General features: G+C 68.3%; 25 protein-coding genes. 14 read left to right on the forward strand and 11 right to left on the reverse strand.

Translation table 11 applies throughout. The features are described 5' to 3' along the window. Nucleotides 1–342 (reverse strand): TetR/AcrR family transcriptional regulator (locus QZ772_RS22195; protein WP_295531154.1); only part of this gene is annotated, 342 nt, incomplete at its 3' end. 237 nt (nt 343–579) lie between these two features. On the opposite strand from QZ772_RS22195, the gene QZ772_RS22200 reads away from it, so the two are divergent. Genes QZ772_RS22200 through QZ772_RS22210 form a run of 3 tightly spaced genes read left to right on the forward strand, consistent with a single transcriptional unit; the run spans nt 580 to nt 4,023 of the window. Next, nucleotides 580–1,545, forward strand: coding sequence for a tripartite tricarboxylate transporter substrate binding protein (locus QZ772_RS22200; RefSeq protein WP_295531157.1), 966 nt, complete (start codon nt 580–582; stop codon nt 1,543–1,545). Beyond that, entirely contained in the window at nt 1,545–2,318 is a 774-nt protein-coding gene (locus QZ772_RS22205) for a cyclase family protein (RefSeq protein ID WP_295531160.1), read from the forward strand. The genes QZ772_RS22200 and QZ772_RS22205 overlap by 1 nt, the downstream gene beginning before the upstream one ends. A gap of 13 nt (nt 2,319–2,331) precedes the next feature. After that, nucleotides 2,332–4,023, forward strand: a complete 1,692-nt coding sequence (locus QZ772_RS22210) for a CocE/NonD family hydrolase (RefSeq protein WP_295531163.1) — start codon at nt 2,332–2,334, stop codon at nt 4,021–4,023. A 255-nt stretch (nt 4,024–4,278) separates the two neighbouring features. Here QZ772_RS22210 and QZ772_RS22215 read toward each other — a convergent pair whose 3' ends face one another. Then, complete coding sequence (locus QZ772_RS22215) at nt 4,279–4,680, reverse strand: MerR family transcriptional regulator (protein WP_295531166.1); 402 nt, start codon at nt 4,678–4,680, stop codon at nt 4,279–4,281. Between the two features lie 55 nt (nt 4,681–4,735). Between QZ772_RS22215 and QZ772_RS22220 the strand changes: the two genes are divergently transcribed. Together QZ772_RS22220 and rrtA are read left to right on the forward strand one after the other, a co-directional pair. Next, a complete protein-coding gene (locus QZ772_RS22220) occupies nt 4,736–5,491 on the forward strand; it encodes an alpha/beta hydrolase (RefSeq protein ID WP_295531169.1) in 756 nt (251 codons plus the stop codon). Nucleotides 5,492–5,524: 33 nt separating this feature from the next. Continuing rightward, nucleotides 5,525–6,118, forward strand: a complete 594-nt coding sequence (rrtA, locus tag QZ772_RS22225; protein WP_295531172.1) for a rhombosortase — start codon at nt 5,525–5,527, stop codon at nt 6,116–6,118. A 10-nt stretch (nt 6,119–6,128) separates the two neighbouring features. Here rrtA and QZ772_RS22230 read toward each other — a convergent pair whose 3' ends face one another. The 6 genes from QZ772_RS22230 to QZ772_RS22255 all read right to left on the reverse strand — a co-directional run bounded on the left by QZ772_RS22230 (nt 6,129) and on the right by QZ772_RS22255 (nt 15,085). After that, entirely contained in the window at nt 6,129–8,891 is a 2,763-nt protein-coding gene (locus tag QZ772_RS22230) for an endo-1,4-beta-xylanase (protein WP_295531175.1), read from the reverse strand. Between the two features lie 162 nt (nt 8,892–9,053). Then, entirely contained in the window at nt 9,054–10,331 is a 1,278-nt protein-coding gene (locus QZ772_RS22235) for a TRAP transporter large permease subunit (protein ID WP_295531178.1), read from the reverse strand. Then, complete coding sequence (locus QZ772_RS22240) at nt 10,328–10,942, reverse strand: TRAP transporter small permease (RefSeq protein ID WP_295531181.1); 615 nt, start codon at nt 10,940–10,942, stop codon at nt 10,328–10,330. The genes QZ772_RS22235 and QZ772_RS22240 overlap by 4 nt, the downstream gene beginning before the upstream one ends. 31 nt (nt 10,943–10,973) lie before the next feature. Beyond that, nucleotides 10,974–12,188: a fumarylacetoacetate hydrolase family protein gene (locus tag QZ772_RS22245; protein WP_295531183.1), complete on the reverse strand. Its 1,215-nt coding sequence runs from the start codon at nt 12,186–12,188 to the stop codon at nt 10,974–10,976. A 22-nt stretch (nt 12,189–12,210) separates the two neighbouring features. Beyond that, a complete protein-coding gene (locus tag QZ772_RS22250; RefSeq protein WP_295531186.1) occupies nt 12,211–13,992 on the reverse strand; it encodes an IlvD/Edd family dehydratase in 1,782 nt (593 codons plus the stop codon). Between the two features lie 70 nt (nt 13,993–14,062). Further along, a complete protein-coding gene (locus QZ772_RS22255; RefSeq protein WP_295531189.1) occupies nt 14,063–15,085 on the reverse strand; it encodes a TRAP transporter substrate-binding protein in 1,023 nt (340 codons plus the stop codon). A 149-nt stretch (nt 15,086–15,234) separates the two neighbouring features. Between QZ772_RS22255 and QZ772_RS22260 the strand changes: the two genes are divergently transcribed. The 9 genes from QZ772_RS22260 to QZ772_RS22300 all read left to right on the forward strand — a co-directional run bounded on the left by QZ772_RS22260 (nt 15,235) and on the right by QZ772_RS22300 (nt 23,082). Further along, nucleotides 15,235–16,209, forward strand: coding sequence for a LysR family transcriptional regulator (locus tag QZ772_RS22260; RefSeq protein WP_295531192.1), 975 nt, complete (start codon nt 15,235–15,237; stop codon nt 16,207–16,209). Nucleotides 16,210–16,456: 247 nt separating this feature from the next. Further along, complete coding sequence (gene ssuE, locus QZ772_RS22265; protein ID WP_295531195.1) at nt 16,457–17,044, forward strand: NADPH-dependent FMN reductase; 588 nt, start codon at nt 16,457–16,459, stop codon at nt 17,042–17,044. Nucleotides 17,045–17,151: 107 nt separating this feature from the next. Further along, nucleotides 17,152–17,418, forward strand: a complete 267-nt coding sequence (locus tag QZ772_RS22270) for a hypothetical protein (protein ID WP_295531198.1) — start codon at nt 17,152–17,154, stop codon at nt 17,416–17,418. A 59-nt stretch (nt 17,419–17,477) separates the two neighbouring features. Continuing rightward, nucleotides 17,478–18,659: an FMNH2-dependent alkanesulfonate monooxygenase gene (gene ssuD, locus QZ772_RS22275; protein ID WP_295531201.1), complete on the forward strand. Its 1,182-nt coding sequence runs from the start codon at nt 17,478–17,480 to the stop codon at nt 18,657–18,659. Nucleotides 18,660–18,674: 15 nt separating this feature from the next. Next, nucleotides 18,675–19,514, forward strand: coding sequence for an aliphatic sulfonate ABC transporter permease SsuC (ssuC, locus tag QZ772_RS22280; RefSeq protein ID WP_295531204.1), 840 nt, complete (start codon nt 18,675–18,677; stop codon nt 19,512–19,514). Nucleotides 19,515–19,688: 174 nt separating this feature from the next. Further along, on the forward strand, nt 19,689–20,663 hold the full coding sequence (locus QZ772_RS22285; protein ID WP_295531207.1) for an aliphatic sulfonate ABC transporter substrate-binding protein: 975 nt from the start codon (nt 19,689–19,691) through the stop codon (nt 20,661–20,663). Beyond that, nucleotides 20,660–21,496, forward strand: coding sequence for an ATP-binding cassette domain-containing protein (locus tag QZ772_RS22290; protein WP_295531209.1), 837 nt, complete (start codon nt 20,660–20,662; stop codon nt 21,494–21,496). The genes QZ772_RS22285 and QZ772_RS22290 overlap by 4 nt, the downstream gene beginning before the upstream one ends. A gap of 23 nt (nt 21,497–21,519) precedes the next feature. Then, nucleotides 21,520–22,815, forward strand: coding sequence for an O-acetylhomoserine aminocarboxypropyltransferase/cysteine synthase family protein (locus QZ772_RS22295; protein WP_295531211.1), 1,296 nt, complete (start codon nt 21,520–21,522; stop codon nt 22,813–22,815). 51 nt (nt 22,816–22,866) lie between these two features. Next, nucleotides 22,867–23,082: a molybdopterin-binding protein gene (locus QZ772_RS22300; RefSeq protein ID WP_017757916.1), complete on the forward strand. Its 216-nt coding sequence runs from the start codon at nt 22,867–22,869 to the stop codon at nt 23,080–23,082. Between the two features lie 27 nt (nt 23,083–23,109). Here QZ772_RS22300 and QZ772_RS22305 read toward each other — a convergent pair whose 3' ends face one another. From QZ772_RS22305 to QZ772_RS22315, 3 genes are all read right to left on the reverse strand, one after another. Continuing rightward, on the reverse strand, nt 23,110–23,667 hold the full coding sequence (locus QZ772_RS22305; RefSeq protein WP_295531214.1) for a cytochrome b/b6 domain-containing protein: 558 nt from the start codon (nt 23,665–23,667) through the stop codon (nt 23,110–23,112). Then, nucleotides 23,651–23,914 carry a PepSY domain-containing protein gene (locus tag QZ772_RS22310; protein WP_295531217.1) on the reverse strand — a complete coding sequence of 88 codons (264 nt, stop codon included), beginning with the start codon at nt 23,912–23,914 and terminating at the stop codon, nt 23,651–23,653. Before QZ772_RS22310 ends, QZ772_RS22305 begins: the two co-directional genes overlap by 17 nt. Before the next feature lie 123 nt (nt 23,915–24,037). After that, a partial coding sequence (locus QZ772_RS22315) for a Fe2+-dependent dioxygenase (protein WP_295531220.1) occupies nt 24,038–24,420 on the reverse strand: 383 nt, incomplete at its 5' end.

The following is a 24,420-nucleotide window of genomic DNA, read 5'->3' on the forward strand; positions in this document are numbered from 1 at the left end:
CTCGGTCGATGCGTCGGGCCCCACATAGGGCGCCACGAACACCTGGACGATGGCGCTCACCGTCGGCCGGCGCCCGGCCTGCGCTGCGTCGGCTGTGATGGCTTCCAGGGCCTCGACGCGCTGCGCGTTGATGCGCTCGGAAAGCTCGCCGAACACCGCTTCGGCCAGCGCCTCGGTGCCGCCGAAGTGGTAGTGCACCGCCGCGATATTCACCCCGGCGTCGCTGGTCAAGGCGCGCACCGGCACGCCATCGATGCCGTTCTGCGCGTACAGCTTGAGCGCCGAGTCGATGATCTTCTGCCGCGTGATCCGGTCGGGCGGAAGGCTCCGGGGTGGTGCCATGGGCGTGTGCGGTGTGATCGTGAGTGCCCCCGGCGAGCGCGGGACAGGGCATGCAGGTGGGGCGCGATTCTGCCTGAGCATGCATGTCATCACAGCGAGAGCGCGTCGGCGTGCCGGCCCGATCCCGTGAAAAACGAACGATTGAAACGGATGTTTGAATTGGGCTAGACTTTGTCGGCCAGCTGCTTCCACGGAGGTTGGTCGCACGCGTCACGGACGAGATCAAGGAGACAAGCCATGTTGAATCGAAGAGAAGCCCTGGCGGGGGTCGCCGCCAGCCTCGCCACGCCGGTGGTCACGGCTGCGTCCAACCTGCCGGACATCCTGCGGATCGTCATGCCCTTCCCGGCGGGCGGCGCCCTCGACGGCATGACCCGCATCTTTGCGGACAGCTACCAGAAGGTCACGGGCCGGACCTGCATCGTCGACAACAAGCCCGGGGCGGCCACCACCATCGGCGCGTCCGAGGTGTCGCGCGGGCGGCCCGACGGCTCGGTGGTGCTGTGGACCACCGGCGGGCACCTGACCAATGGCGTGCTGATGAAGAAGCTGCCCTATCACCCGATCGACGGCTTCACGCCGCTGACGATGGTCTATTCCACCTATGGCTTCGCACTGCTGCACCGTGCGGATGGTCCCTTCAACAGCGTGGCCGAGTTCATCGCGGCCGCAAAGAAGCAGCCCGGCAAGTTCAGCTACGCGTCGGCGGGCAACGGCAACACCACCCATGTGGTGGGGGCGCTCTTCGCCAGGCAGGCGGGCATCGAGCTGATCCATGTGCCCTACAAGGGCACGCCGCTGACGGACCTGATCAGTGGCGTGGTCGACGTGTCCTTCATCGCGCCCTCGTCGGTGATGCAGTACATCGAGGCGCGCAAGATCAAGGCACTGGCCATCACCGGATCTCAGCGTGCCGACACGCTGCCCACGGTGCCGACCTTCGCGGAATTGGGCATGCCCGAGATCGACGTCCCCGCCTGGATCGGCATGCTGGCACCGCCCCGGATGCCGGCCGACACGCTCGCCGCGCTGTACGACGGCGTGGCCAGGACCCTGGCCGATGCGGACTTCAAGTCCAGGATGGTGGCCTTCGGCAACCAGGTCTCGGGCATGCCGCCGGAGCGTTTCAAGACCTATCTGCAGCAGGAATACGCGCGCTACCAGCGCATCCTTCCCCCACTCGGCATCGAAATGGACGCGTGATGTTCAAGCGCATCGTGGATCTCTCCATCTACCTGGAGAACGACGTGATCTCCGATCCGCCGGCCTTCGCCCCGCGGATCCACTACATGGACCACCAGCAGAGCTTCAGCCGGCTGTCGCAGTTCTTTCCCGGCCTGAAGCCGGGGGACCTGCCGGACGGCGAAGCCTGGGCCGTGGAAAAGGTCGAGCTGAGCACGCACAACGGCACGCACCTCGACGCGCCCTGGCATTTCGCGTCGACCATGAACCGGGGCGAGCCGGCGATCACCATCGACCAGGTGCCGCTCGAATGGTGCCTGCAGCCCGGCGTGAAGCTGGACTTCCGGCACTTCGAGGACGGCTACATCGTCCGGCCCGAGGACGTCGAGGCCGAGCTCGAGCGCATCGGCCACACCCTTCGACCGCTGGAGATCGTGGTGATCAACACCCGGGCCGGCAGCCGCTATGGTCAGCCCGACTTCGTGCAGGCCGGCTGCGGCATGGGCTATGCCGCCACCATGTACCTGCTGGAGCGTGGCATCCGCGTGACGGGCACGGACGCCTGGAGCTGGGACGCACCCTTCCAGTACACCGCCGAACGCTACGGTCGTGACCATGACCCGGCCATCATCTGGGAAGGCCACAAGGCCGGCCGCGACGTCGGCTATTGCCACCTCGAGAAGCTGCACAACCTGGAGGCCTTGCCGCCCGACGGCTTCTTCGTGTCGTGCTTTCCGGCCAAGGTACGCGGCGGCTCGGCGGGTTGGACCCGCGCCGTGGCGCTTTTTCAGTAAGGAGACTGCACCGATGATCGTCGAGAAGAACGTCGTCATCCGTCTGCAGGACGGCACCGAACTCCGGGCCAATGTGTTCCGCCCCGACGGCGGGGCGCCGGCCCCCGTGCTCATGACGCATGGACCCTACGCCAAGGACCTGCATTTCGAGGACGGTTTCAAGCCGCAGTGGGATGAGCTCAAGCGCCTCTATCCGGGGCTGGATACCGAGGGCAGCTCCGGCCGCTACCTGCGCTGGGAGGTGGCCGACCCGGAGCGCTGGATTCCGTGGGGCTACGCGCTCGTCGTGGTGGACAGCCGCGGGGCCGGCGAGTCGCCGGGCAAGCTCTGGGTCTGGTCGCCGCAGGAGACGCGCGACTATGCGGAGTGCATCGAATGGGCCGGCACGCAGCCCTGGTGCAGCGGCAAGGTGGGACTGCTCGGCATTTCCTACTACGCGATGAACCAGTGGCAGGTAGCGGCACTGCGACCGCCGCATCTCGCAGCCATCTGCCCGTGGGAAGGCGCCAGCGACCTTTACCGGGATGCGAGCCACCATGGCGGCATCTTCGGCAACTTCTTCTTCGAGTTCTGGTTCCCCAAGCAGATCCTGTCGGTGCAGAACGGCCATGCGGCCAGTCCTTTCGTGGACCGCGAGACCGAGATGCAGATGACGGGCGAGCCGCTCAGCCGCGAGCAGGTCGAAGCCAATCGTGTCGACATCATCGAGGAGTTCCGCTCGCATCCCTTTGAGGACGACTGGTACCGTGCCCGCTCTTCGCGGCTGACCGACATCGGGGTGCCCCTGCTTTCCGCCGGCAACTGGGGCGGAATGGGCCTGCACCTTCGTGGCAATGTCGAGGGCTTTCTCGGCGCCGGCTCGCGGCAGAAGTGGTTGCAGATGCATGGCGGCACGCATTGGGAGTCCTTCTACCTGCCGCACTACGTGCAGATGCAGAAGCGCTTCTTCGACCACTTTCTCAAGGGCGAGGCCAACGGCTGGGACGCGCAGCCGCCTCTGCTGCTGGAGGTGCGGCATCCCGACCGCTTCGAGCCGAGGGAGGAACACGAATGGCCCCTGGCCCGCACCCGGTGGACGCCGCAGTACCTGGACGCGTCGACCTTGACGCTCTCGCCGGAACCCCTGCCTTCGGCGGCGCAGGCGAGCTACCCTGCACCGGGCCGCGGCGTGGAGTTCATCAGCGCGCCGATGGCCGTGGCCAGCGAGTTCACCGGGCCGGTGTCCCTGGTGCTGTGGGTGCGTGCCAGCTGCACCGACATGGACCTGTTCGTGACCCTGCGCGCCTATGCGCCGGACGGGCAGGAGGTGCTGTTCCGCGGTGCGACCGATCCGCAGGTGCCCGTGGCGCAGGGCTGGCTGCGGGTGTCCCACCGCCGCACAGACCCTGACCGGTCACGGCCGGGTCGGCCCTTTCACACCCACACCGAGGCCGAACCGATGGTGCCCGGCGCCGACTACCGCGTGGAGGTGGAAATCTGGCCCACCTCCATCGTGCTGCCGGCCGGCTACCGGCTGGCCGTGCGTGTGGATGCGCAGGACTTCGAGCGCGAAGGCGCGACCGGCCCGCGCAAGGGATCGGGCCCGTTCCTGCACACGGACCGGACCGACCGGCCGGCCGCGACCTTCCGCGGCGAGAACACGCTGCTCACCGGTGGGCGCTACGACTCGCACCTGATGCTACCGCTGATTCCGGCGCGGTCCTGATCACGGACACGCACGCCAATGAACCCGAGGCCCCGTTCCCCATCCAGAACCTGCCCTTCGGCCGTTTCCGGCGGCGTGCGGCCAACGCGTGGTCCATCGGCGTGGCCCTCGGGCATCGCGCCGCGGCATCTCCCTGGTCTTGCGAGCGGGAGGGGTATGGGTGGATTGGGCTCGGGGATTGCAGGGGAACGGTTCTCTCAGGGGTCTGGCATCGAGCGGGCCGTGGCGACGCGTCTGGGGCCGTGAGCGGTCACCTCATCTCTTTGCGGTCGAGGTATCTGCATGCGATGGCGGCGGCCCCTTGGCGCCCGTTTCGAGCCAGGCAATCTTTCGGTCGAGAAAGGAGAGCATCGCCTGCAGCTCCAGGGCCCTGCTGCGCAACTTGTCGCGCTGCGCGGTCAGGGCCTTGAGCATCCGGGCCTGTCCGCTGCCCGAACGCCGCTCTCCGATGAGCAGCCTGATCTCCCGAAGCGAGAGGCCCAGCGCCTGGCCCGCCTGGATGGCCGAGACGAGGCGCAGGTCGGACTCGGTGAACTCCAGGTAGGGCCGCGATCCGCCGGCGAGCCCGGTGCGCGGCGACAGCAGGCCTTCGCGCAGGTAGTGCCTGATGGTTGTCTGCTTCACGCCTGCGCGGCGCGCGAACTCGGCGATCCACATCCGTTGTGTGCTCCGTCTTGACTATGCATCCAGCTGCATAGTTATAACCCTGGCGATGAACCATGCGACGCCCCTTCTTCTGCTTCCCGGGCTGATGAACGATGCCCGGATCTGGAGTCCCCTGACAACCGCCCTAGACGGCGCGCGCACGGTGTATATCGCGCCCACGCACCTGCACGACAGCATCGCCCAGTCGGCTCGTGCTGCGATCGCTGCCATGCCCGCCGGCGCATTCGCGGTCGCAGGTTTTTCGTTGGGTGGCTATGTCGCGCAGGAGGTCTGCCGCCAGGCGGGCGATCGCATTGCAGGGCTGGGCCTGCTGGACACGAGCGCCCGGGCCGACACCGAGGAGGCGAAGCAGGTGCGCAACAGGATGATCCAGGCCGTGGACGGTGCCGAAGGCGCTCGCAACGCCACCTTCGGCCAGGTCGCGCAGGGCTTTGCCGCAAGGATCGTTCACGCGTCGCGGCTGCAGGACGGCGAACTGCTGCGCCTGCTGTTCGACATGGCCGCGACGGTCGGTCACCAGGGGTTCGTCCGCCAGCAACGGGCTGTCATGGACCGGGCAGACACCCGCGACCTGCTGCCGCGCATCGACGTCCCCGCCGTCGTGGTGTGTGGGCGGGACGACCAGGTCACTCCCTTCAGCCTGAGCCAGGAGATGGCGGCGCTTCTGCCGGACGCCGAACTCGTGGCGGTGGCCGAGTCGGGCCACATGTCGATCCTGGAGCAGTCTGCGCCGGTCGTCGCGGCCTTGCTGCGCTGGCTGCAGCGGGTCGATGCGGCTGCAAGCGCGCGCCAAGGCGGCTAACAATCGAGCCCCTTGCCTGAATAAGCCCACGACGTGAGACATCCCCCCACGCAATCCCTCGCCAACTGGTTCGTGCCTGCGGCACTCGCCGGCCTCGTGCTGGCTCTGCAGGCGGGCGGTGAACCGGTCTACGAGGCCTTGCGCTACGAGCGCGCGGCGGTGCTCGACGGACAGTACTGGCGTCTTTTGTCGGCGCATGCGGTGCATCTCGGGTGGGCGCACTGCGCGATGAATGTGGGCGGCCTGGCGCTGTGCGCCGCGCTGGCGGGGGGTGAGCGCAGCGCGCGCGCCTGGTCGACCGCGTTGGTGGCGCTGGCCGCCGGCGTCGGGCTCCTGCTGATGGCCGCGACGCCCAGTGCGGCCAACTATGCGGGCCTGTCAGGCGTGCTCTATGGCCTGTTCATCTGGGTGCTGGCACCGCGGGCCTGGCGGGGCGAGCGCTGGGCCTGGATTGCCCTGGCTGCGGTCGTCGCCCGCATCGGCTGGCAGATGGTGCAGCCGCCGTCCGATGCGCAGCGTGCGTTGATCGGCGGCGAGGTGATGGTCGAGGCACATCTGTACGGCGCGCTCTGCGCCCTGGCGCTGTGCCTCGGGCAGGCGGCATTGCACCGCCTGCGAGATGCCTGACTCGACGGCTTCAGCTGCCGCGGCGGCGGCGGACCACGGCCAGCCCGATGAGGCCAGCGAGCGCGAGCACGAGGTCACCCGCGCCCATTGAACCGCCCTTGCGGGTGAACGGGGTCGCGATGGGCATAACCGGCGTGTTGGGGTCCGTCGTCCCGGGCGTCGTCGGGGTCGTCGGTTCATCCGCCACGGCATAGGCTTCGATGTCGTAGGCGTACAGCTTGACGCTGGTCCCCTCCTTGGCGCTTTGCGCCTGCGCGGCAACGAAGCCACCGACGGCGCCTTGCCGTTGGCTGATGGCGTTGCCGGCGTCCCGGTTGGCCGTCTCGCCATCGCTGACGTCCTTCAGCACATAGTGCTGTTTGACGCCGTCCTTCTCGGTGTACAGGAACATCTTCATCTCGCCGCTTTCCGGGTCGATGGGCGTGTTGAACCACACCGCCTGGTCCAGCGATCGCTCGGCGATCTGCGAACCTTCCTGACCGTTCGTCTGGCGGGTGATCAGCGAGTTCTGACCCGCCACGACGGTGCCGGTGGCGCCGTTGCCCCTGAAGACGATCTGCGGGTAGACGTTGGTGCCATGGATGAAGCTCTGCATGGTGTGGCCCTCCTGGTTCGCATAGGGGCCGGCGGCAGGGCTCTTCGCCTCCTCGAAGACGAACTTGAGGTTGTCCTGGGCCAGGGCGGGCTCGGTCTCCGGCGCATTCGCGTTTCGCGCCGGCACGAGCACGGCACCGTTGAGGGTGACGGCGGTGCGCGACAGCGATTCCGGCGAGGCGGTGGTCGCGGGCTTGGTCCTGTTCGTCAATGCCGCCGGCTTCGTCTTTCCGTCGAAGAGGGAGTCACCCGACACCACCATGTAGGTCTTGCCGGGCTCCAGTCGCGTCATGAGCCGCCAGGCCTTCTCGGTTGACGCGGTCCTCTCCAGCTTCAAGCCTCTCGGGCCAGCAATGGCGTCTTGCGGCGACAGGACCAGTGTGGTGCGCCCATGCTTGGGGACCGGCTTCAGTTCCACGACGCCGGACGCCCTCGCCATGCCATCGCTGCCATAGGTGGTCCGGTATTGCTTGAAGGGCGTCACGCCATCACTGAAGCGGACTTCCGCATAGGACAGCGGCGCTTCCAGCGCGTTCGAGGCGGTCATCCATCCGACGGTCATCTTGCCGAAGGACAGGACGAAGGTCGCCGTGTTCTCGACTGCTGTCGTCTTCGGCGCAGGTCCGCGCGCGGTCACCGTCACATGGCAGGGCTTGCCAGGACTCACGGCGCAATCGGGCGGATTGAACTTCATGCTCTCGACGGCAAAGCCCGCGGGCAGCGCGACGTTGGCGGCGGTGAAGACGACGTTCTTCGTGTCGGCCGGCACGCTGATGTCGACCGCCACCTGCGCGTTCCTGCCGCCCCAGGTCCGGGCCTTGAAGCTTTCGCCGCCATAGGTGAAGGTGGCGGTGACGCCATTCGGCGGCAGGCCGGCGTCGATGAGGTACTGCTCGGGGTTGGTCGTGGCCCAGTACGCCTCCTTGGGTTGCCCGACGGCGGACCACGGATAGCCGTTGGTGTGGTAGCCCGGGTCCGTCATGCCCCACCAGGTCACGCGGTGCACGCCACCCTTGTACTCGGGGTGGCGGCCGCCCGGGCCGGCGGCGTATTCCTTGAGCAGGCTGAACAGCTTGGCGTACTGGATGCCCTGTTCCTGGAACAGCGCATCCATCTCGGGGCCGTTCTGGATGCGCTGGCCCTTGTCCAGCCCCAGCGTGGGCGCAAGGTCCAGCTCGGTCAGGTCGACATTCACGCCTGCTTCGAGATAGGTCTTGATGGTCCGCTCGAAGGCGTCCATGTTGAGCCGCATGTCCCAGTGCCCCTGCGTGCCGATCACGTCGACCAGCGGCCGTGGATTGCCCTTGGCATCCAGAAGGATGCGACCCTTGCCCGCGGCCGACTCGGCCGCGTAGCGCTGGTTGAACTCCTTGACCATCGATGCGATGGCCGTGGCCTTGGAGGCGCGCTCGTTGTCGTTGAAGTCGTTGTAGTTCAGCAGCGAGGTCGTGTTCTGCCGCGCGTAGAAGAACGCGTCGTACATGTACTCCCAGCTCTTGCCGCCCTTGGCGTAGGCCTGGGCCCAGCGGGACGGCCGCTCCTCGGGGCTGTAGCCGGTGCGCAGGGCATTGCGCCAGTCGGCCGGGTTGTCGGGACTGTCCTTGAATGCTTCGTTGACCACGTCCCAGGCGTAGGTCTTGTACGGATCCTGGTCGAAATGGCCGGCCACGGTGCGGATGTAGTACTCCAGATTGGTCTTCGCGGTGGTGTAGTCCCAGGGGGTTTCCCATCCGCCCGTCGAAGTCAGGACGTTGGCGGCCGGCCACAGGGCCGACTGGTTGTGCCAGAGCAGCGTGTGCCCCGTGACCTTGAAGCCGCGCGTGTTGGCCGCGCTGATGTCGGCGTTGATGCCGGACGTCAGATTGGTGAGGAACGTCGGCGTGGGATTGGTACTCCCACCATTCCAGAACTCCGGCTTCGTCGCGTTGCTGGGCGTGGCCGCGTTGAAGTGCTTCAGCGTCATGGCAGCGGTGGAGTTCTCACCCGGCACCACGTTGGTTCCGAAATAGCTGGCGCTGAGATTGGTGCTGCCGATCAGGAAGTAGTTCTTGTAGACGTCCTTGAGCGCCGGCCAGTTGGCCGGGTCGGTGGGGCGGTCGACCGCCAGAGCGCTGTTGGTGACCACGGCGCTGACCGCCAGGGCGATCAGGACGCGCTTGACGTCGAGTCGTCCCGACATGACCTCGGACTTTCCGATGGGTCGGCCCTGACCGGTATTCGCTCTGTCGGCTGCTGCCGGGCCTCCCCGCCCTGATGCAGGGCGGCGTTCGATGTTCAGATGCATGCTTGTCTCCTTGTTTGTCGTCAGAAATCTTTGGGCGTCACTCTTGCGCGCCTCCCGTCAATAGAACCAGCGCAGTGGTGCCAGAACCAGTTGCGGAAAGAGCACCAGCAGGAACATCACCGCGAACTGGGCCGTCATGAAGGGCATCACGCCGCGGGTCACCTCGTCCATCTTCATCCGGCCGACGCCAGCGACGACGTTGAGGATCGTGCCCACCGGGGGCGTCACGAGACCGATGGCGTTGTTGATGATGAACAGCACGCCGAAGTAGATGGGGTCGATGCCGGCCGCCTTGATCAGCGGCATCAGGACCGGCGTCATGATGAGGATGGTCGGCGTCATGTCCATCGCCGTGCCCACCAGCATGACCAGCAGCATGATCGCGATCAGCAGCAGCGTCGGGCTGCCGAGCAGCGGCTGCAGCAGTTCCACCACCTGTTGCGGCAGGTTGGCCACCGTGATGAGCCAGGCCGACACCATGGCGGCGGCCACCAGGAACATCACCACCGCCGTGGTGCGCGCCGCCGTGACGAAGATGCGCACGAGGGCGCGCAGCGGCAGCTCGCGATACACCACATTGCCGACGAAGAGCGCATAGACCGCGGCGACCACCGCCGCCTCGGTGGGCGTGAACACGCCCATGCGCAGGCCGACGAGGATGAACACCGGCAGCATCAGCGCCCACACCGATTCGCGCGCGGCGGCCCAGATCTCGGCGCGAGACTTTCGCGGCGGCACGGCCAGCACTTCCTTGCGGCCCACCCACCACCAGGTCAGCGCAAGGCTCACGCCCATCAGGATACCCGGCACGATGCCGGCGATGAACAGCTTGCTGATCGACACGTTCGCAGCGACGCCGAAGATCACGAAGCCGATGCTCGGCGGGATGATGGGGCCGATGACCCCCGCCGAGGCGATCAGGCCGCCCGACACCTCCTTCTTGTGCCCCGCCTTGATCATCATGGGCAGCAGCAGGGCGGTGAGCGCTGCGGCATCGGCCACCGCGGAGCCGGACAGCGCCGACAGCAGGCAGCCGGCGAGCACGACGACATAGCCGAGGCCGCCCTTGACGTGACCGACGAGCGCGAGCGCGAAGTTGACGATGCGCTGCGACAGACCGCCCACATTCATGATCTCGCCGGCGAGCATGAAGAAGGGCACGGCCAGCAGCGGAAAGCTGTCCGCGCCGTCGATGAAGTTCTGCGCCAGGATCTGCGCGTCGAACAGGTCCAGGTGCCACATCAGCGCCGCGCCGCTGGCGAGCAGGGCATAGGCGATGGGAATGCCCAGCGCCATCGCCCCGACGAGGCTGGCGAGAAAGATGAAGACGGTCATGAATGCTTTCCTTGGGGCTGGCCGCTTGCGGCGTGGGGTTGCGCGGGGCCGGTGGCTGCGTCGTCACGCGCCAGCTCGGCCTGCAACGCCTCGAGTTCGGCCTGCTCTTCCGACTCCCTGACCATCACGAGCTCGCTCTCGCTGATGCGGCCGGTCAGCACGCGCACGAGCTGCAGCACGAGCAGCAGTCCCGCCAGAACCGAGAAGACCACGCCTGACGCGTAGAACACCGCCACTGGGGTGCCCGTCACGGGCGCCTCCATGTCCAGGTTCAGGCGCATCTGCTGCCAGCTGCCGTCGAGGAACAGCCAGGTCAGGTAGAGCATCAGCAGCTGCCCGATCACCAGGCAGACCTTCTTGCCCGTCGCGCTCAGGCGCGAAACCAGCATGTCGGTGCCCAGGTGCGCCCCGTCTCTCAGCGCGACCACGGCGCCGAGGAAGCACAGCCAGACGAACAGCCAGCGCGAGAGTTCTTCGCTGACTGCGATGCCGGAGTTGAGCGCATAGCGCAGGACCACATTGCCGAACACCAGCACCACCATGATGGCGAGGGCGGCGGCGATCAGAAGATCGATGGCGCGGCAGAAGCGCGTGATGGTGGCATCGATCATGGGCGGCTCCCGATGAGGCTCGATGCGGCCATCACAGCCGCGCCCCCTGCAGCAGGCCGCGGTCGGCCAGGTTGGCGATCAGCGCGCGCAGGCCGAACTGCCACGGCGGCGCGGTCTCGCAATGCGTCACCCGGTTCTGCAGGCGGCCCAGCCAGTGGCTGTGGATGGTCACCACGTCGCCCAGCTTGTGGGTGAAGCCGCCACCGGGCTCGTCGCGGTCATCGATGGGGGCGAACAGCGTGCCCAGGAACAGCATGAAGCCATCCGGGTACTGGTGGCAGGCCATCGTCTGGCGAACGAGCTCCTCGGGATCGCGGCTGATGCTGGCCATGGTGTTGATGCCACGCAGCGTGTAGCCGTCCTCGCCGGCCACCTCCAGGTGCACGGTCTCGGCACGGACCTGGTCCAGGCCGAAGCTGTCGTCGAAGAGGCGGATGAAGGGTCCGATGGCGCAGGAGGCGTTGTTGTCCTTGGCCTTGCCCAGCAGCAGTGCGCTGCGGCCCTCGATGTCGCGCAGGTTGACGTCGTTGCCCAGCGCGGCGCCGACGATGGCGCCGCGGCTGTTGACGGCCAGCACCACCTCGGGCTCGGGGTTGTTCCAGCTCGACTCGGCGCGGATGCCGATGGCTTGGCCATGGCCCACGGCCGCCAGCACAGGCGCCTTGGTGAAGACCTCCGCATCGGGCCCGATGCCGACCTCCAGGTACTGCGACCAGAGGTTCTTCTGTTGCAGCAGGCGCTTCAGCGCCAGCGCCTGGGCCGAGCCGGGGCGGATGTCGGACAGGCTGGGGCCAATGAGGGCCGTGACCTGGCTGCGCAGGGCCAGCGCGCGTCCGGCGTCGCCACCAGCCTGCTCCTCGATCACGCGCTCGATCATGCTGGCGGCGAAGGTCACGCCGGCGGCCTTGACCACCTGCAGGTCGCAGGGCGCCAGCAGCCAGGGCAGGGCGGCATCGCGCCCGTCCATCCTGCTGTTCTCCAGAAGCGCGTCGACGCTGCACAGGTACTCGCCGACGGCCGAACGTGCGGCTTGCGCCGGCTGCTCGGCTTCGAGCAATGTGCTCATGGTGGGGAAGTGCCGGCTCAGGTCGAACACGCCATCCGGGCGCAACGCCACCACGGCCGGGCCGGCCAGCGTGTCGGCACACCAGGCACGGGCCACGAGCGTGCCGGCCAGGCCGTCCATCGGCAGCGCGGGGTGCAGGGCAGGGGCATGCGCCGGCAATTCCGTCGTTGTCACAGTCATTCAGATTTCCTCGGGACGTCAGTCAGTGGTTGTGGCGCGGCGTGCGCTCGGCGATGCGGCGGTACTTCAGGGCCATGTCCAGCGTGGCGCCGTCCACCAGCTGGCCTGTGTGGCTGCGGTACATCTCCTCCCAGGGGGAATGGCTCGGGGGTACCTGCGGTGCGGGTAGCTCGCGCTGGCGCTGGGCGATCTCCTCGTCGGAGAGCAGGGCGTCGCATCGGCCGGCGTTGAGGTCGACCCGGATCCGATCGCCGGTCCTGAGCCAGCGCAGGCCGCCCCCGACGGCGCTTTCGGGCGACACGTTGAGGATCGAGGGGCTGTCGGCCGTGCCCGACTGGCGGCCGTCGCCCAGCGTCGGCAGAGCCTGGATGCCGCGCTGGATGAGCGCATCGGGCGGCTGCATGTTGACCACCTCCGCCGACCCCGGCCAACCGATGGGGCCGGCGCCACGCATCACGAGGATGCAGCCCTCGTCGATCTCGAGGGCGGGGTCGTTGATGCGGGCGTGGTAGTCGTCGGCGCCGTCGAAGACCACGGCGCGCGCCTCGAACACACCTTCGTGTCCGGGCCGGCTCAGGTAGCGCTCGCGGAAGCGCGACGAGATGACCGAGGTCTTCATGATGCCGAAGTCGAAGAGGTTGCCGCTGAGCACCAGAAAGCCTGCATCGGCCATCAGCGGTGCGTCGAAGGGGCGGATGACTTCGCGGTCGCTGCTCTCGCGGCCCTCGACGTTCTCGGCCACGGTCTTGCCCGTCACGCTGGCGCAGTCGCCATGCAGTCGGCCGGCCTGGTGCAGTTCCCACATCAGCGCCGGCACGCCGCCCGCGCGGAAGAAGCGCTCGCCCAGGTACTTGCCGGCGGGCTGCATGTTCAGCAGCAGCGGCAGGCGGTAGGCGTGTTCGGTCCAGTCCTGCGGCCGCAGGTCCACGCCGGCATGGCGGGCCATGGCCATGATGTGCACCTGCGCATTGCTCGAGCCGCCCGCGCAGCTGACCACCGACAGGGCGTTGAGAAAGCTCGCACGGCTGAGGATGCGCGAGGGCCGCAGGTCCTCGAAAGCCATGCCCACGATGCGCCGACCCGTCTCGTAGGCCATCTGGCCGCGCTCGCGGTAGGGCGCTGGAATGGCCGCGCAGCCGGGCAGCGACAGGCCCAGCGCCTCGGCGACGGCATTCATCGTCGAGGCCGTGCCCATGGTGTTGCAGTGCCCGGCGGATGGTGCGCTGCTGCAGGCGCGCTGCAGGAACTCCTCTTCGTCGATCTCGCCGGCCGCCAGTTGCCGGCGGCTGCGCCAGATCACCGTGCCGGAGCCCACCAGCTCGCCGCCATGCCAGCCGTCGAGCATGGGACCGCCCGACAGCACGATGGCCGGAATGTCCACGGTGGACGCGGCCATGATGCCGGCCGGTGTGGTCTTGTCGCAGCCGGTGGTCAACACGACGGCGTCGATGGGATAGCCGTACAGGATCTCGACCAGGCCCAGGTAGGCCAGGTTGCGATCCAGCGCGGCGGTGGGACGGCGGCAGTTCTCGAAGATGGGATGCACCGGGAACTCCATCGGAATGCCGCCGGCATCGCGGATGCCGTCGCGCACACGGCGCGCCAGGTCCAGGTGGATGCGGTTGCAGGGCGACAGATCGCTGCCGGTCTGTGCAATGCCGATGATGGGACGGCCCGAACGCAGTTCCTCGGGCGTCAATCCGTAGTTCATGAAGCGCTCCAGATAGAGCGCCGTCATGTCGGAACGTTGGGGATCGGCAAACCATTCGCGCGAGCGAAAGCCGCGACCAGCTCTTTTGTCCATCGCTGTCGATCTGAGAAGAAGGGGGAGGGGATGGAGGCGGCGATACGTCCGCCTCCATCGGGGGGCGCAATTACTTGCTGTCGGCGGTCGTGCTGCCGCGCACCTTGGCCAGTTCGGCGTTCATTTCGGCGGTCGTGTCCTCGCCGTATTCCTTGCTGAACTTGGCCAGCACCGGCTGCAGCTTGCTGCGCATCCTGGCCTGCTCGGCCGGGGGCAGTTCGGTGATCTGCATGCCGGCCTTCTTCAGGTCGGCCAGGGCCGTCTCGGAGAACGCCCGGATGGTCTTGCGCTCGTACAGCGTGGCTTCGCGCGCGGCGTCCTTCACGATCTTTTGCTCGTCCGGGGAGAGGCCGTCCCAGGTCTTCTTGGACATCAGCAGCACCCAGGCGCTGTACATGTGCCGCGACAGCACCAGGTGCTTCTGCACTTCGTAGAACTTGCTGGCCAGGATGGTGGCCGGGGGATTCTCCTGCCCGTCCACGGCGGCCTGCTCCATCGCCGTGTACAGCTCGGTGAAGGGCATCGGCGTGGCGTTGGCGCCCAGGGCGTTGAAGGTGTCCAGGAAGAGCGGGCTCTGGATGACGCGCAGCTTCAGGCCGCTCAGGTCTTCGGCGCGCTGTACCGGCCGGCGCGAGTTGGTGACATGGCGGAAGCCGTTCTCCCAGAAGCCCAGGCCGATCAGGCCCTTCTCCGGCAGCTTGGCCAGCAGCTTCTGGCCGAAGGGGCCGTCCAGCACCGCGTCGGCTTCCTTCTCGTTGTTGAAGCTCAGGGGCAGGTTCAGCACACCGAAGGGCTTGACCAGCGACACCAACGTGGAACTGTCGGGGATCGTCATCTCCAGCGTGCCGCCGCGCAGCGCCGAGGTCATGCTCAGGTCGTTGCCGAGCGAGCCGCCGGTGTAGACCCGCGCCGTCAGCTTGCCGCCGCTCGCGGCCGCCAGGCGCTCGCCGAAGTACTTCAGGGCCTGCGCCTGGGGATGGTCGTCGGTGAGGCCTGTGCCGATCTTGAATGCGTGTTCCTTGATCTGCGCGAAGGCGGAACCGGCCAGGGCCCCCAGCAGCACGGCCGCCAGGCCCATTGATCTGATTTTCATGATGTCTCCAGAAAGGAATATTCAGGGGTGCGGCGACCTTGCCGCGATGCGCCGGCTCTCTGTGGGGCCGTACTCGACGCATGCGAAGGCTAGGGGAGGCCCATCTGACGGTCCACTGACTTTTTCGCTAGCATCCATTCCAAATGCTGATGGGTCCAGATTCGCCTTCCGGTAAATCCACGCTGCTGGCGCAAGTCTCCCGGCTGCGTTTCCGGCACCTTCAGTTCCTGGACATCCTCGGCAAGACGCGCAATCTGCGACTGACGGCCGAGCAGATGTACATCACGCAGCCGGCCGCCACCAAGGTGCTGATGGACATCGAGGAGATGCTCGAGGCGCGCCTGTTCGACCGCCTGCCGCGCGGCATGCAGCCGAACGAACTGGGCCTGTTCACGCTGCGCTATGCGCACGCCGCGCTGGACGGCCACCGCCGGTTCGTGGACGAGTTCAGCACCCTGAAGCAGGGCGGGCATGGCCATCTGACGATCGGCGCCATCTCGGGCTCGGCGGCGCACCTGCTGATCGCCTCCGTGGCCGAGCTGCAGCGGCTGCGTCCGCTGCTGGTGGTGAAGGTGCTGGAACAGAGCAGCGACCAGCTGATCGTGTGGCTGGCCGAACGAAAGATCGACGTGATGATCGGCCGCTTCACCGACGAGGTCCAGCGCGACCAATTCCGCTACGAGAACTTGAGCGGCGAAATGCTGCAGATCACCGCGGGCGTGCACCACCCGTTGCGCGGACCGAACGCGCCCTCGCTGCGGGAGCTGTCGAACTGGCCGTGGATTCTTTATCCCCCATCGACGGCGCTGCGGCGGGTCTCCGACGACATCTTCAGCAGCACGGGCCTCTCGCTGACCTCGGGCATCGTCGAGACGCCGTCCTTCCTCTTCGCGCTGGAGCTGATGCAGAGCACCTCGATGCTGTCGCTGCAGCCCGCCGCCCTGGCCGACAAGTACGTACGGCGGGGGCTGCTGACGCGCATCGCGGCCGATCTGCCCAACCGCATGCCCGATTTCGGCCTGATCACGCTGCAGGGCGAGCCGCCAAGCACGGCCGTTCTGGCATTCATGGACGTGATCCGCAACATGGCGAACCCGCCGGCCGAAGCGGCATCGACGGCCTAGCAGGACTGGGTCTCGGCTTCGGGCCGACGGGCGCCGCCTGGCAGTTGGCGGGCGATGTCGAAGGCCAAGTGGGTGCGCTGCGGAACGCGCCGTCTTCCGAGCCCTTACTCGTTTTTCGCATGTCGACCTGAGAACACAGTCGTTCGCAGCAGGGGGGCCCCTGCCCAGAATCGGCGCCATCGACAGCCACCCACAACGACCGATCCCTGGCGCCGCGCCCGCAGCGGGTGCCACGGTCCCGACGCCCATGCCCCCCGTCCTCCTCATCGCCGGCAGCCCTTCGGCGCCTTCCCGCTCCACCGCCTTGCTGCATGCCGTGGCCGACCGGCTGGCGCACCGTGACGTGGAGGCGCAACTGCTGCAGCTGCGCGATCTGCCGGCCGCGCCCTTGCTGGCCGCCGATGCGTCATCGCCTGCCATCGCACAGGCGGTCGACGCGCTGGCCGCGGCGCCGGCCATCGTGGTGGCCACGCCGGTCTACAAGGCCGCCTACAGCGGGCTGTTGAAGGTCTTTCTCGATCTGCTGCCGCAGACGGCCCTCAAGGGCAAGACCGTGCTGCCGCTGGCCACCGGAGGCAGCCCGCATCACATGCTGGCGCTCGACTATGCGCTGCGACCCGTGCTGCAGTCGCTCGGCGCGCGGCACATCCTGCCGGGTGTGTACGCCAGCGACGCGCAGGTGACGCTGGTGCCGGAGGGTGCCTGGCAGTTGCAGGAAGAGCTGGATGTCCGCCTGGCCGAAGCCGTCAATACCCTGGCCGCCGAGGGCTTGCACTTGCCCCCGGTCCACGGCTTTGCGCCGGTGGCCTTCGCCAGCGTGCGATGTAGCGTCTGACGACACACGGTGGCATCGACGCCGCCTCCCTTCCCGTCCTTCCTCTTCGTCTGTTCGATGGCCGCTGTCAGTGGCAGGGCCGTCGCATGTCTGGAACCGAGATTGCCATGAGCCTTTCTGCCTTGCGGCGCACCGACGCCGCTCCGAGCTTGCCTCAACCTCAAGGTGGTCGCGCGCTGTCGCAGACTGCCCTGCGCGTCATCGGCGTCACGGCCGTGGCCTGGGGCGTACGGCTCGGCAATGCACGGCCCGCGCGCGCCACCGCTCCGCGGCCGACCGGGCCACTGCGTGCGCTGCAGCGCCTGCGCGTCGGCGGCGCCAGCCTGCCAAGGCCACCGGCCTTGCCCGCCACGGCGCTGGCCCATTCCTGGTGAGGCGCTGACCCTCCGTCCGCGAGACCGCCGCATTCAAGAGAAGAGAAAGAAAGCCCCGCATGAGCCTCAAGCTGTTCTGGTTCCTCCCCACCCACGGCGACAGCCGCTACCTCGGCAGCACCGAGGGTGCGCGGCCGGTCGATCTGCCCTACCTGCAGCAGATCGCCGGTGCCGCTGACGCCCTGGGCTATGAGGGCGTGTTGATCCCCACCGGCCGCTCCTGCGAGGACCCGTGGGTGGTCGCGTCGAGCCTGATCGGCGCCACGCGGCAACTCAAGTTCCTGGTCGCGGTGCGGCCGGGGTTGCACCAGCCTTCGCTGGCCGCGCGCATGGCCGCCACCTTCGACCGCCTGAGCGGCGGCCGACTGCTGATCAACCTCGTCACCGGCGGCGACCGGGCCGAACTGGAGGCCGACGGCGTCTTCCTTCCGCATGCGGAGCGCTACGCCCAGTCGGCCGAGTTCATCCGCGTGTGGCGCGAGATCGTGGCACGCAGCCATGGCGGCGAAGCCTTCGACTTCGATGGTCGTTATGTACAGGTCCAAGGGGCGCGGCTGGTGTTTCCGCCCGTGCAGCGGCCGCATCCGCCGGTATGGTTCGGCGGCTCGTCCGAGGCGGCGCATGAACTCGCCGCCGAGCAGGTCGAGCGCTATCTCACCTGGGGCGAGCCTCCCGCGGAGGTGGCGCGCAAGCTGGCCGATGTGCGGGCGCGGGCCGAGCGCCTGGGTCGCCAGGTCGAATTCGGTATTCGGCTGCATGTGATCGTGCGGGAGACCGAGGACGAGGCCTGGCGCGCCGCCGATGCGTTGATCAGCCGCGTGGCCGACGCCACCATCGCGAAGGCGCAGGAGGCGCTGGGCCGCATGGACTCCGAAGGCCAGCGCCGTATGGCCGCGCTGCATGGCCGCGGCGCCAACCGCAGCCGCGAGGCGCTGGAGATCAGCCCCAACCTGTGGGCCGGCGTGGGCCTGGTGCGCAGCGGCGCCGGCACGGCGCTGGTGGGCAATCCGCAGCAGGTGGCCGCACGCATCCGCGAGTACGCCGACCTGGGCATCGATGCCTTCATCTTCTCGGGCTATCCGCACCTGGAGGAGGCCTATCGCTTCGCCGAGCTGGTGTTCCCGCTGTTGCCGCGCGACGTGCAGGCGCGCCTGAGCGGGGAGGGCGCCCGCACCGGCGGCCCGTTGGGCGAAGTGGTCGCCAATGTCGATGCGCCCTCGCGGCTGCGCGCCCAGGGCTGAAGGAGGAGCGCCCCGATGAGCCAACAAGCACAAGCATTGCCGGCGCCTACCGCGCTGCCCCGTTCCGCCGACGCTGGCGGCCTACGAAATTTTCTCGCCGGCCTTGGCCAACGCCTGCTGCCCTGGGTCGTGCCCGTGCTGCTGGTCGTGCTGTGGCAGGCCGCTTCTTCACTGGGGTGGCTCTCTTCGCGCGTGCTGCCCGCGCCGGTGGACGTGCTGCGGGCGGCCTGGCAACTGACCGCCTCGGGCGAGCTGTGGACGCATGTGAAAGTCAGCGCCGGCCGCGCGCTGGCGGGGCTGGCGGTCGGTGGTGGGCTGGGGCTGGCGCTGGGCCTGCTCACCGGCTCGGTGCGCTTCTTCGAGACGCTGCTCGACTCCACCATCCAGATGGTGCGCAACATCCCGGCACTGGCGCTGATTCCGCTGGTGATCCTGTGGTTCGGCATCGACGAGTCGGCCAAGCTCTTCCTGATCAGCGTGGCGGTCTTCTTTCCCATCTACCTGAACACCTTCCACGGCATCCGCAATGTCGATCCGCAGCTGATCGAGATGGGCCGCACCTACGGCCTGTCGCGCTGGCAGCTGTACCGGCAGGTGATCCTGCCGGGTGCGCTGTCGTCCATCCTGGTGGGGCTGCGCTTCTCGCTGGGGCTGATGTGGGTGATCCTGATCGTGGCCGAGACCATCTCGGCCCAGGCCGGCATCGGCTACCTCACCATGAACGCGCGGGAGTTCCTGCAGACGGACGTGGTGCTGGTGGGCATCCTGCTGTATGCGCTGCTGGGCAAGCTGGCTGATCTGCTGGCGCGCGGCCTCGAAAGATGGTGGCTGAGATGGCACCCGGGGTATCAATGACTTCCCCCCAGGCTGCGCGCTTCGCGCTTCGCCAACCCCCCTGCGGGGGGCGCGCCTGGCGGCCTGGCAGAGCCAGTTCCGCGGGCGCTCCCGCTTGGCCTGCTCCTCGGCCGTCTGGCTCCTGTGACGGGACGCATAGCCGGCGATAGATCCTCTTGCTGTTGCACGCTCTTCATGAACTCTGATCACTTCATTCAACGCCGTACCGCCCTGGGGCTGCTCGGCGCCCTGGCCGCGGGCCCCGTGCTTGCGCAGGGCGGCGCCGCGCCGCAGGCCGTGCGCATCGGCTACCAGAAGTCCTCCACCCTCATCGCCGTGCTTCGGCTGCAGGGCACGCTGGAGCGGGCCTTCGCGCCGCTGGGCCTCAAGCCCACCTGGCATGAGTTCACCAGCGGACTGCCGCTGCTGGAGGCGCTGAACCTCGACAACGTGGACGTCAGCGCCGATGCGGCCGACACGGTGCCTGTCTTCGCGCAGGCCGCCGGGGCTCAGCTCACTTTCCTGGCGCAGGAGGCGCCATCGCCTTCGGCCCAGGCGATCGTGGTGCGCAGCGATTCACCGCTTCGCACGGTGGCCGATCTGCGCGGCAAGCGGGTCGGCTTTGCCAAGGCGGCCGGCGTGCACTACCTGCTGCTGGCGGCGCTGGCCAAGGCCGGCCTGGGCTTCAAGGACATCGAGCCCGCCTACCTCACGCCGGCCGACGGCCGCGCCGCCTTCGAACGCGCCGCCATCGATGCATGGGTCGTGTGGGATCCCTTCCTTTCCGCGGCGCAGATCCAGTCGGGCGCGTGGGTGCTGGCGGACGGCACCGGCCTGGCCTCCTACCAGCGGTACTACCTCGCCAGCACGCGATTCGCGCGGGCGCGGCCCGAGGCGCTGTCCGTGCTCTATGCCGAGCTGGAGAAGACCGGGCGCTGGGTCAAGGCTCAGCCCAAGGAAGCGGCGGCCCTGCTCGCGCCCTTCTGGGGCCTGGATGCCGCGGTGGTCGAGCAGGCCAACGGCCGCCGCAGCTATGCAGTGCGGGCCGTCACCCGCGAGCGGCTGGGTGAGCAGCAGCGCATCGCCGATGCCTTCCTGGCCGAGAAGCTGCTGCCCAAGCGCGTCGACGCGCTGGATGTCGACCTGTTCAAGCCGGGAGCCGCCTCATGAGCGCCGTACTGAATCGCAAAGAAGAAGCCGTGATCGCACCCGCGGGCGTCGCACTGGACGCGCAGGGCCTCGGCAAGCGCTACGGCGAGCGCGAGGTGCTGCACCAGCTTCAGCTGCATGTGGCACCGGGCGAGTTCGTGGCCATCGTCGGCCGCAGCGGTTGCGGCAAGAGCACGCTGCTGCGCCTGGTGGCCGGGCTGGAGCCCGTCAGCTCGGGCCAGCTGACCACCGACCGCAAGCCGATCCGCGGCCTGCATGACGACACCCGCATCATGTTCCAGGAGGCGCGCCTGCTGCCCTGGAAGCGGGTGCTCGACAACGTGACGCTGGGCCTGCCCGCGGGTTCGCGCGAGCGCGGCCGTGAGGTGCTGGCCCAGGTGGGCCTGGCCGAGCGTGCCGACGAATGGCCGGCGCGCCTGTCGGGCGGCCAGCGCCAGCGCGTGGCCCTCGCACGTGCCCTGGTGCACCACCCGCGGTTGCTGCTGCTCGACGAGCCGCTGGGCGCGCTGGACGCGCTGACCCGCATCGAGATGCACCGGCTGATCGAGCGCCTGTGGCAGCGCCATCGCTTCACCGCGCTGCTGGTCACGCACGACGTGCAGGAGGCCGTGGCCCTGGCCGACCGCGTGATCCTGATCGAGGAAGGCCGCATCGCGCTGGATGTGCGGGTGGACCTGCCGCGCCCGCGCGCCCAGGGCGAGGCCGCCTTCGCCGCGCTGGAGAAACGCATCCTCGACCGTGTGCTGCAGAAGCCCGCCGACGAGTCGCGGCCGCCCGCCGCTAACGACCCGCTGGCGCAGACGCCCGCCCATGCGTTGCGCTGGGCCATCTGATCCTTTCTCCACGGAGACCCGCCATGACCCAAGCCAAGGACTGGAAGTTCGAAACCCTGTCGGTCCACGCCGGCTATCGGCCCGACCCCACCACCCATGCCGTGGCGCCGCCCATCTACCAGACGGTGGCCTATGCCTTCGACTCGGCCCAGCACGGTGCCGACCTGTTCGACCTGAAGGTGCCGGGCAACATCTACACCCGTATCAACAACCCGACGCAGGACGTGCTGGAGCAGCGCGTGGCGGCGCTCGAAGGCGGCATCGCGGCGCTGGCGCTGGCCTCGGGCCAGGCGGCCGTCACTTACGCCATCCAGACCATCGCCGAGGCGGGCGACAACATCGTCAGCAGCACGGCGCTCTATGGCGGCACCTACAACCTGTTCGCCCACACGCTGCCGCAGTTCGGCATCACCACGCGCTTCGCGGACCACCGCGACCCGGGCAGCTTCGAGGCGCTGATCGACGCGCGCACCAAGGCCGTCTTCGTGGAGTCGCTGGGCAACCCGGCGGGCAACGTGACCGACATCGCCGCCGTGGCGGCCATCGCCCACCGTCACGGCGTGCCGCTGATCGTCGACAACACCGTGCCTTCGCCTTACCTCAGCCGGCCCATCGAACATGGCGCCGACATCGTGGTGCACTCGCTCACCAAGTACCTGGGCGGCCATGGCACCAGCATCGGCGGGGCCATCGTCGACTCGGGCAAGTTCCCCTGGGCCGAGCACAAGCAGCGCTTCCGTCGCCTGAACGAGCCCGATCCGAGCTACCACGGCGTGGTCTACACCGAGGCCCTGGGCGCCGCGGCCTACATCGGCCGGGCGCGCGTGGTGCCGCTGCGCAATACGGGCGCGGCCATTTCGCCCTTCAACGCCTTCCAGATCCTGCAGGGCATCGAGACGCTGGCCCTGCGGCTGGACCGCATCAGCAGCAACGCGCTGGCCGTCGCCCAGCACCTGAAGGCCCATCCGGCCGTCAAGTGGGTCAACTATGCCGCGCTGGAAGACCACCCCGACCATGCACTGGCGCAGAAGTACCTGGGCGGCCGTGCGAGCGGCGTGCTCACCTTCGGCATCCAGGGCGGCCGCTCCGGCGGCGAGCGCTTCCTGGACGCGCTGCAGCTTTTCACCCGCCTCGTCAACATCGGCGACGTGCGCTCGCTGGCCACGCATCCGGCTTCCACCACGCACCGCCAGCTCTCGCCCGACGAACTGGCCCGCGCCGGCGTCACCGAGGACACGGTGCGCCTGTCCATCGGCATAGAGCACATCGACGACCTGCGTGCCGACCTCGACCAGGCCCTGGCGGCGGCCAGCCGCTGAGCGCCTGACTTCTTCATCCTTTCCTGTCACCCATCCACCAAGGAGCTATCCATGTCCATCCAGGCCATCAACGTGCGCAACCAGTTCAAGGGCAAGGTCCGCGAGATCATCCGCGGCGACGTCGTCTCCGAGGTCGATGTCGAGACGCCCTGGGGCATCGTCACCTCCGTCATCACCACCCGCTCGGTCGATGAGCTGCAGCTGCGCGTCGGCTCGGACGTGGTGGCGCTGGTGAAGTCGACCGAGGTGTCGATCGCCAAGCTGTGACGGCGCGGTGCCTTGCCGCGTCGGTGTTCAGTCCACGTCGCCGGGCCCCGGCGGCGGCTTGCGGCCGGTGAGCATGGCTTTCACCAGGTTCTCGCGATGCGCGATGCTGGTGAACACCACGCCGCCCACATGCAGCGCGACGAGCGCCAGCAGCGTCCAGCCCAGCGCGGCATGGAGCCACGCCAGCCAGCCGTAGCCCCAGAACAGGTCGGTGGTGTAGAGCCAGCCACTCGCGCCCAGCAGCCCGATGCAGCCCAGCAGGGCGAGCACCATCCAGCCACCCAGCGGGTTGTGGCCGATGTAGCGGGGCGCGGTGCCGCGCAGCACCTGCCGCGCGTAGCCGAGCGTGGCCGCGCGCGATCGGACGAACTGCCCGAAGTGCGCATAGCCGCCGCCCGCCATGCCGATGGCACTGCGCGCCACCGCCGCGGCCAGCGCGACGTAGCCTGCCACTTCATGCGCCGGACCCAGGTCCTCGCGGAAGACCCAGGCCACGGTGACCGACGCGATCAGCCCCAGGTGCAGCAGCCGCACCGTGCGGCTCCACACGCGGGTCTGCGGCGCGGTCTCACTTCTCTTCGACACGTTCCAGCGTCTTCGGGTCGAAGAAGGCTTCGACGCGCTTGCCCTGCGGGTCCTTGCCGTAGACCTCGTAGCAGGTGGGCGTCATCTCCATGCGGCGCACGGTCCAGCCCTCCTTGACGAGCTTGGCCTGCAGGTCGGTGTGAGGCTTCCATTCGGCCTTGGGCGAGGCGGGGCACTGCACATTGCCGTGGGCAAAGGCGACACCGGCGGCGCAGAGCAGGACGGGAGCGAGAAGGTGGCGGATCATGGTGGGAAGGCCTTGCTGGTGGGGTTTGAAGGAAATCGCGGCGCGCAATCGCTTGCGCGAGGGCTCGGACGCGGTGAATGACGGAGACAGGGCCGGGCGGGCATGGCGGGGATGAACCTCTGCTCAGGTCAGCGCCCAGCGGCGCAGGAGGTTGTGGTAGACGCCGCTCAGCTGCACCAGCCGCCGATCGGCGGCCGGCAGATCGGCACCGAGCCGCTGGATGGCCTGGTCCAGGTCGAACAGCAGCGCGCGGTCGGTGGGGTCGGGCACCAGGCTCTCGATCCAGAAGAAGGCCGCCAGCCGCGCACCGCGGGTGACGGGCGTGACCCGGTGCAGGCTGGTGGAAGGGTAGAGCACCAGGTCGCCGGCATCGAGCTTGACGGCCTGCACGCCCGAGGGGCCTTCGATCTCCAGTTCGCCGCCGTCGTAGTCCTGCGCGTCGGCCAGGAAGAGGGTGGCCGAAAGATCGGTGCGCAACGCCTCGGCAGTGCCGGGCAGCTGCATCA

Source organism: uncultured Pseudacidovorax sp., from assembly GCF_913773995.1.
Lineage (GTDB): Bacteria > Pseudomonadota > Gammaproteobacteria > Burkholderiales > Burkholderiaceae_C > Xenophilus.

What these genes read in the sequence shown, in the direction of transcription:
- QZ772_RS22200 (WP_295531157.1), top strand. Translation starts at nt 580, where the DNA reads ATGTTGAATCGAAGAGAAGCCCTGGCGGGGGTCGCCGCCAGCCTCGCC.
- QZ772_RS22205 (WP_295531160.1), top strand. Translation starts at nt 1,545, where the DNA reads ATGTTCAAGCGCATCGTGGATCTCTCCATCTACCTGGAGAACGACGTG.
- QZ772_RS22210 (WP_295531163.1), top strand. Translation starts at nt 2,332, where the DNA reads ATGATCGTCGAGAAGAACGTCGTCATCCGTCTGCAGGACGGCACCGAA.
- QZ772_RS22215 (WP_295531166.1), bottom strand. Translation starts at nt 4,680, where the DNA reads ATGTGGATCGCCGAGTTCGCGCGCCGCGCAGGCGTGAAGCAGACAACC.
- QZ772_RS22220 (WP_295531169.1), top strand. Translation starts at nt 4,736, where the DNA reads ATGAACCATGCGACGCCCCTTCTTCTGCTTCCCGGGCTGATGAACGAT.
- QZ772_RS22230 (WP_295531175.1), bottom strand. Translation starts at nt 8,891, where the DNA reads ATGTCGGGACGACTCGACGTCAAGCGCGTCCTGATCGCCCTGGCGGTC.
- QZ772_RS22235 (WP_295531178.1), bottom strand. Translation starts at nt 10,331, where the DNA reads ATGACCGTCTTCATCTTTCTCGCCAGCCTCGTCGGGGCGATGGCGCTG.
- QZ772_RS22240 (WP_295531181.1), bottom strand. Translation starts at nt 10,942, where the DNA reads ATGATCGATGCCACCATCACGCGCTTCTGCCGCGCCATCGATCTTCTG.
- QZ772_RS22245 (WP_295531183.1), bottom strand. Translation starts at nt 12,188, where the DNA reads ATGACTGTGACAACGACGGAATTGCCGGCGCATGCCCCTGCCCTGCAC.
- QZ772_RS22250 (WP_295531186.1), bottom strand. Translation starts at nt 13,992, where the DNA reads ATGGACAAAAGAGCTGGTCGCGGCTTTCGCTCGCGCGAATGGTTTGCC.
- QZ772_RS22255 (WP_295531189.1), bottom strand. Translation starts at nt 15,085, where the DNA reads ATGAAAATCAGATCAATGGGCCTGGCGGCCGTGCTGCTGGGGGCCCTG.
- QZ772_RS22260 (WP_295531192.1), top strand. Translation starts at nt 15,235, where the DNA reads ATGGGTCCAGATTCGCCTTCCGGTAAATCCACGCTGCTGGCGCAAGTC.
- ssuE (WP_295531195.1), top strand. Translation starts at nt 16,457, where the DNA reads ATGCCCCCCGTCCTCCTCATCGCCGGCAGCCCTTCGGCGCCTTCCCGC.
- QZ772_RS22270 (WP_295531198.1), top strand. Translation starts at nt 17,152, where the DNA reads ATGAGCCTTTCTGCCTTGCGGCGCACCGACGCCGCTCCGAGCTTGCCT.
- ssuD (WP_295531201.1), top strand. Translation starts at nt 17,478, where the DNA reads ATGAGCCTCAAGCTGTTCTGGTTCCTCCCCACCCACGGCGACAGCCGC.
- ssuC (WP_295531204.1), top strand. Translation starts at nt 18,675, where the DNA reads ATGAGCCAACAAGCACAAGCATTGCCGGCGCCTACCGCGCTGCCCCGT.
- QZ772_RS22285 (WP_295531207.1), top strand. Translation starts at nt 19,689, where the DNA reads ATGAACTCTGATCACTTCATTCAACGCCGTACCGCCCTGGGGCTGCTC.
- QZ772_RS22290 (WP_295531209.1), top strand. Translation starts at nt 20,660, where the DNA reads ATGAGCGCCGTACTGAATCGCAAAGAAGAAGCCGTGATCGCACCCGCG.
- QZ772_RS22295 (WP_295531211.1), top strand. Translation starts at nt 21,520, where the DNA reads ATGACCCAAGCCAAGGACTGGAAGTTCGAAACCCTGTCGGTCCACGCC.
- QZ772_RS22300 (WP_017757916.1), top strand. Translation starts at nt 22,867, where the DNA reads ATGTCCATCCAGGCCATCAACGTGCGCAACCAGTTCAAGGGCAAGGTC.
- QZ772_RS22310 (WP_295531217.1), bottom strand. Translation starts at nt 23,914, where the DNA reads ATGATCCGCCACCTTCTCGCTCCCGTCCTGCTCTGCGCCGCCGGTGTC.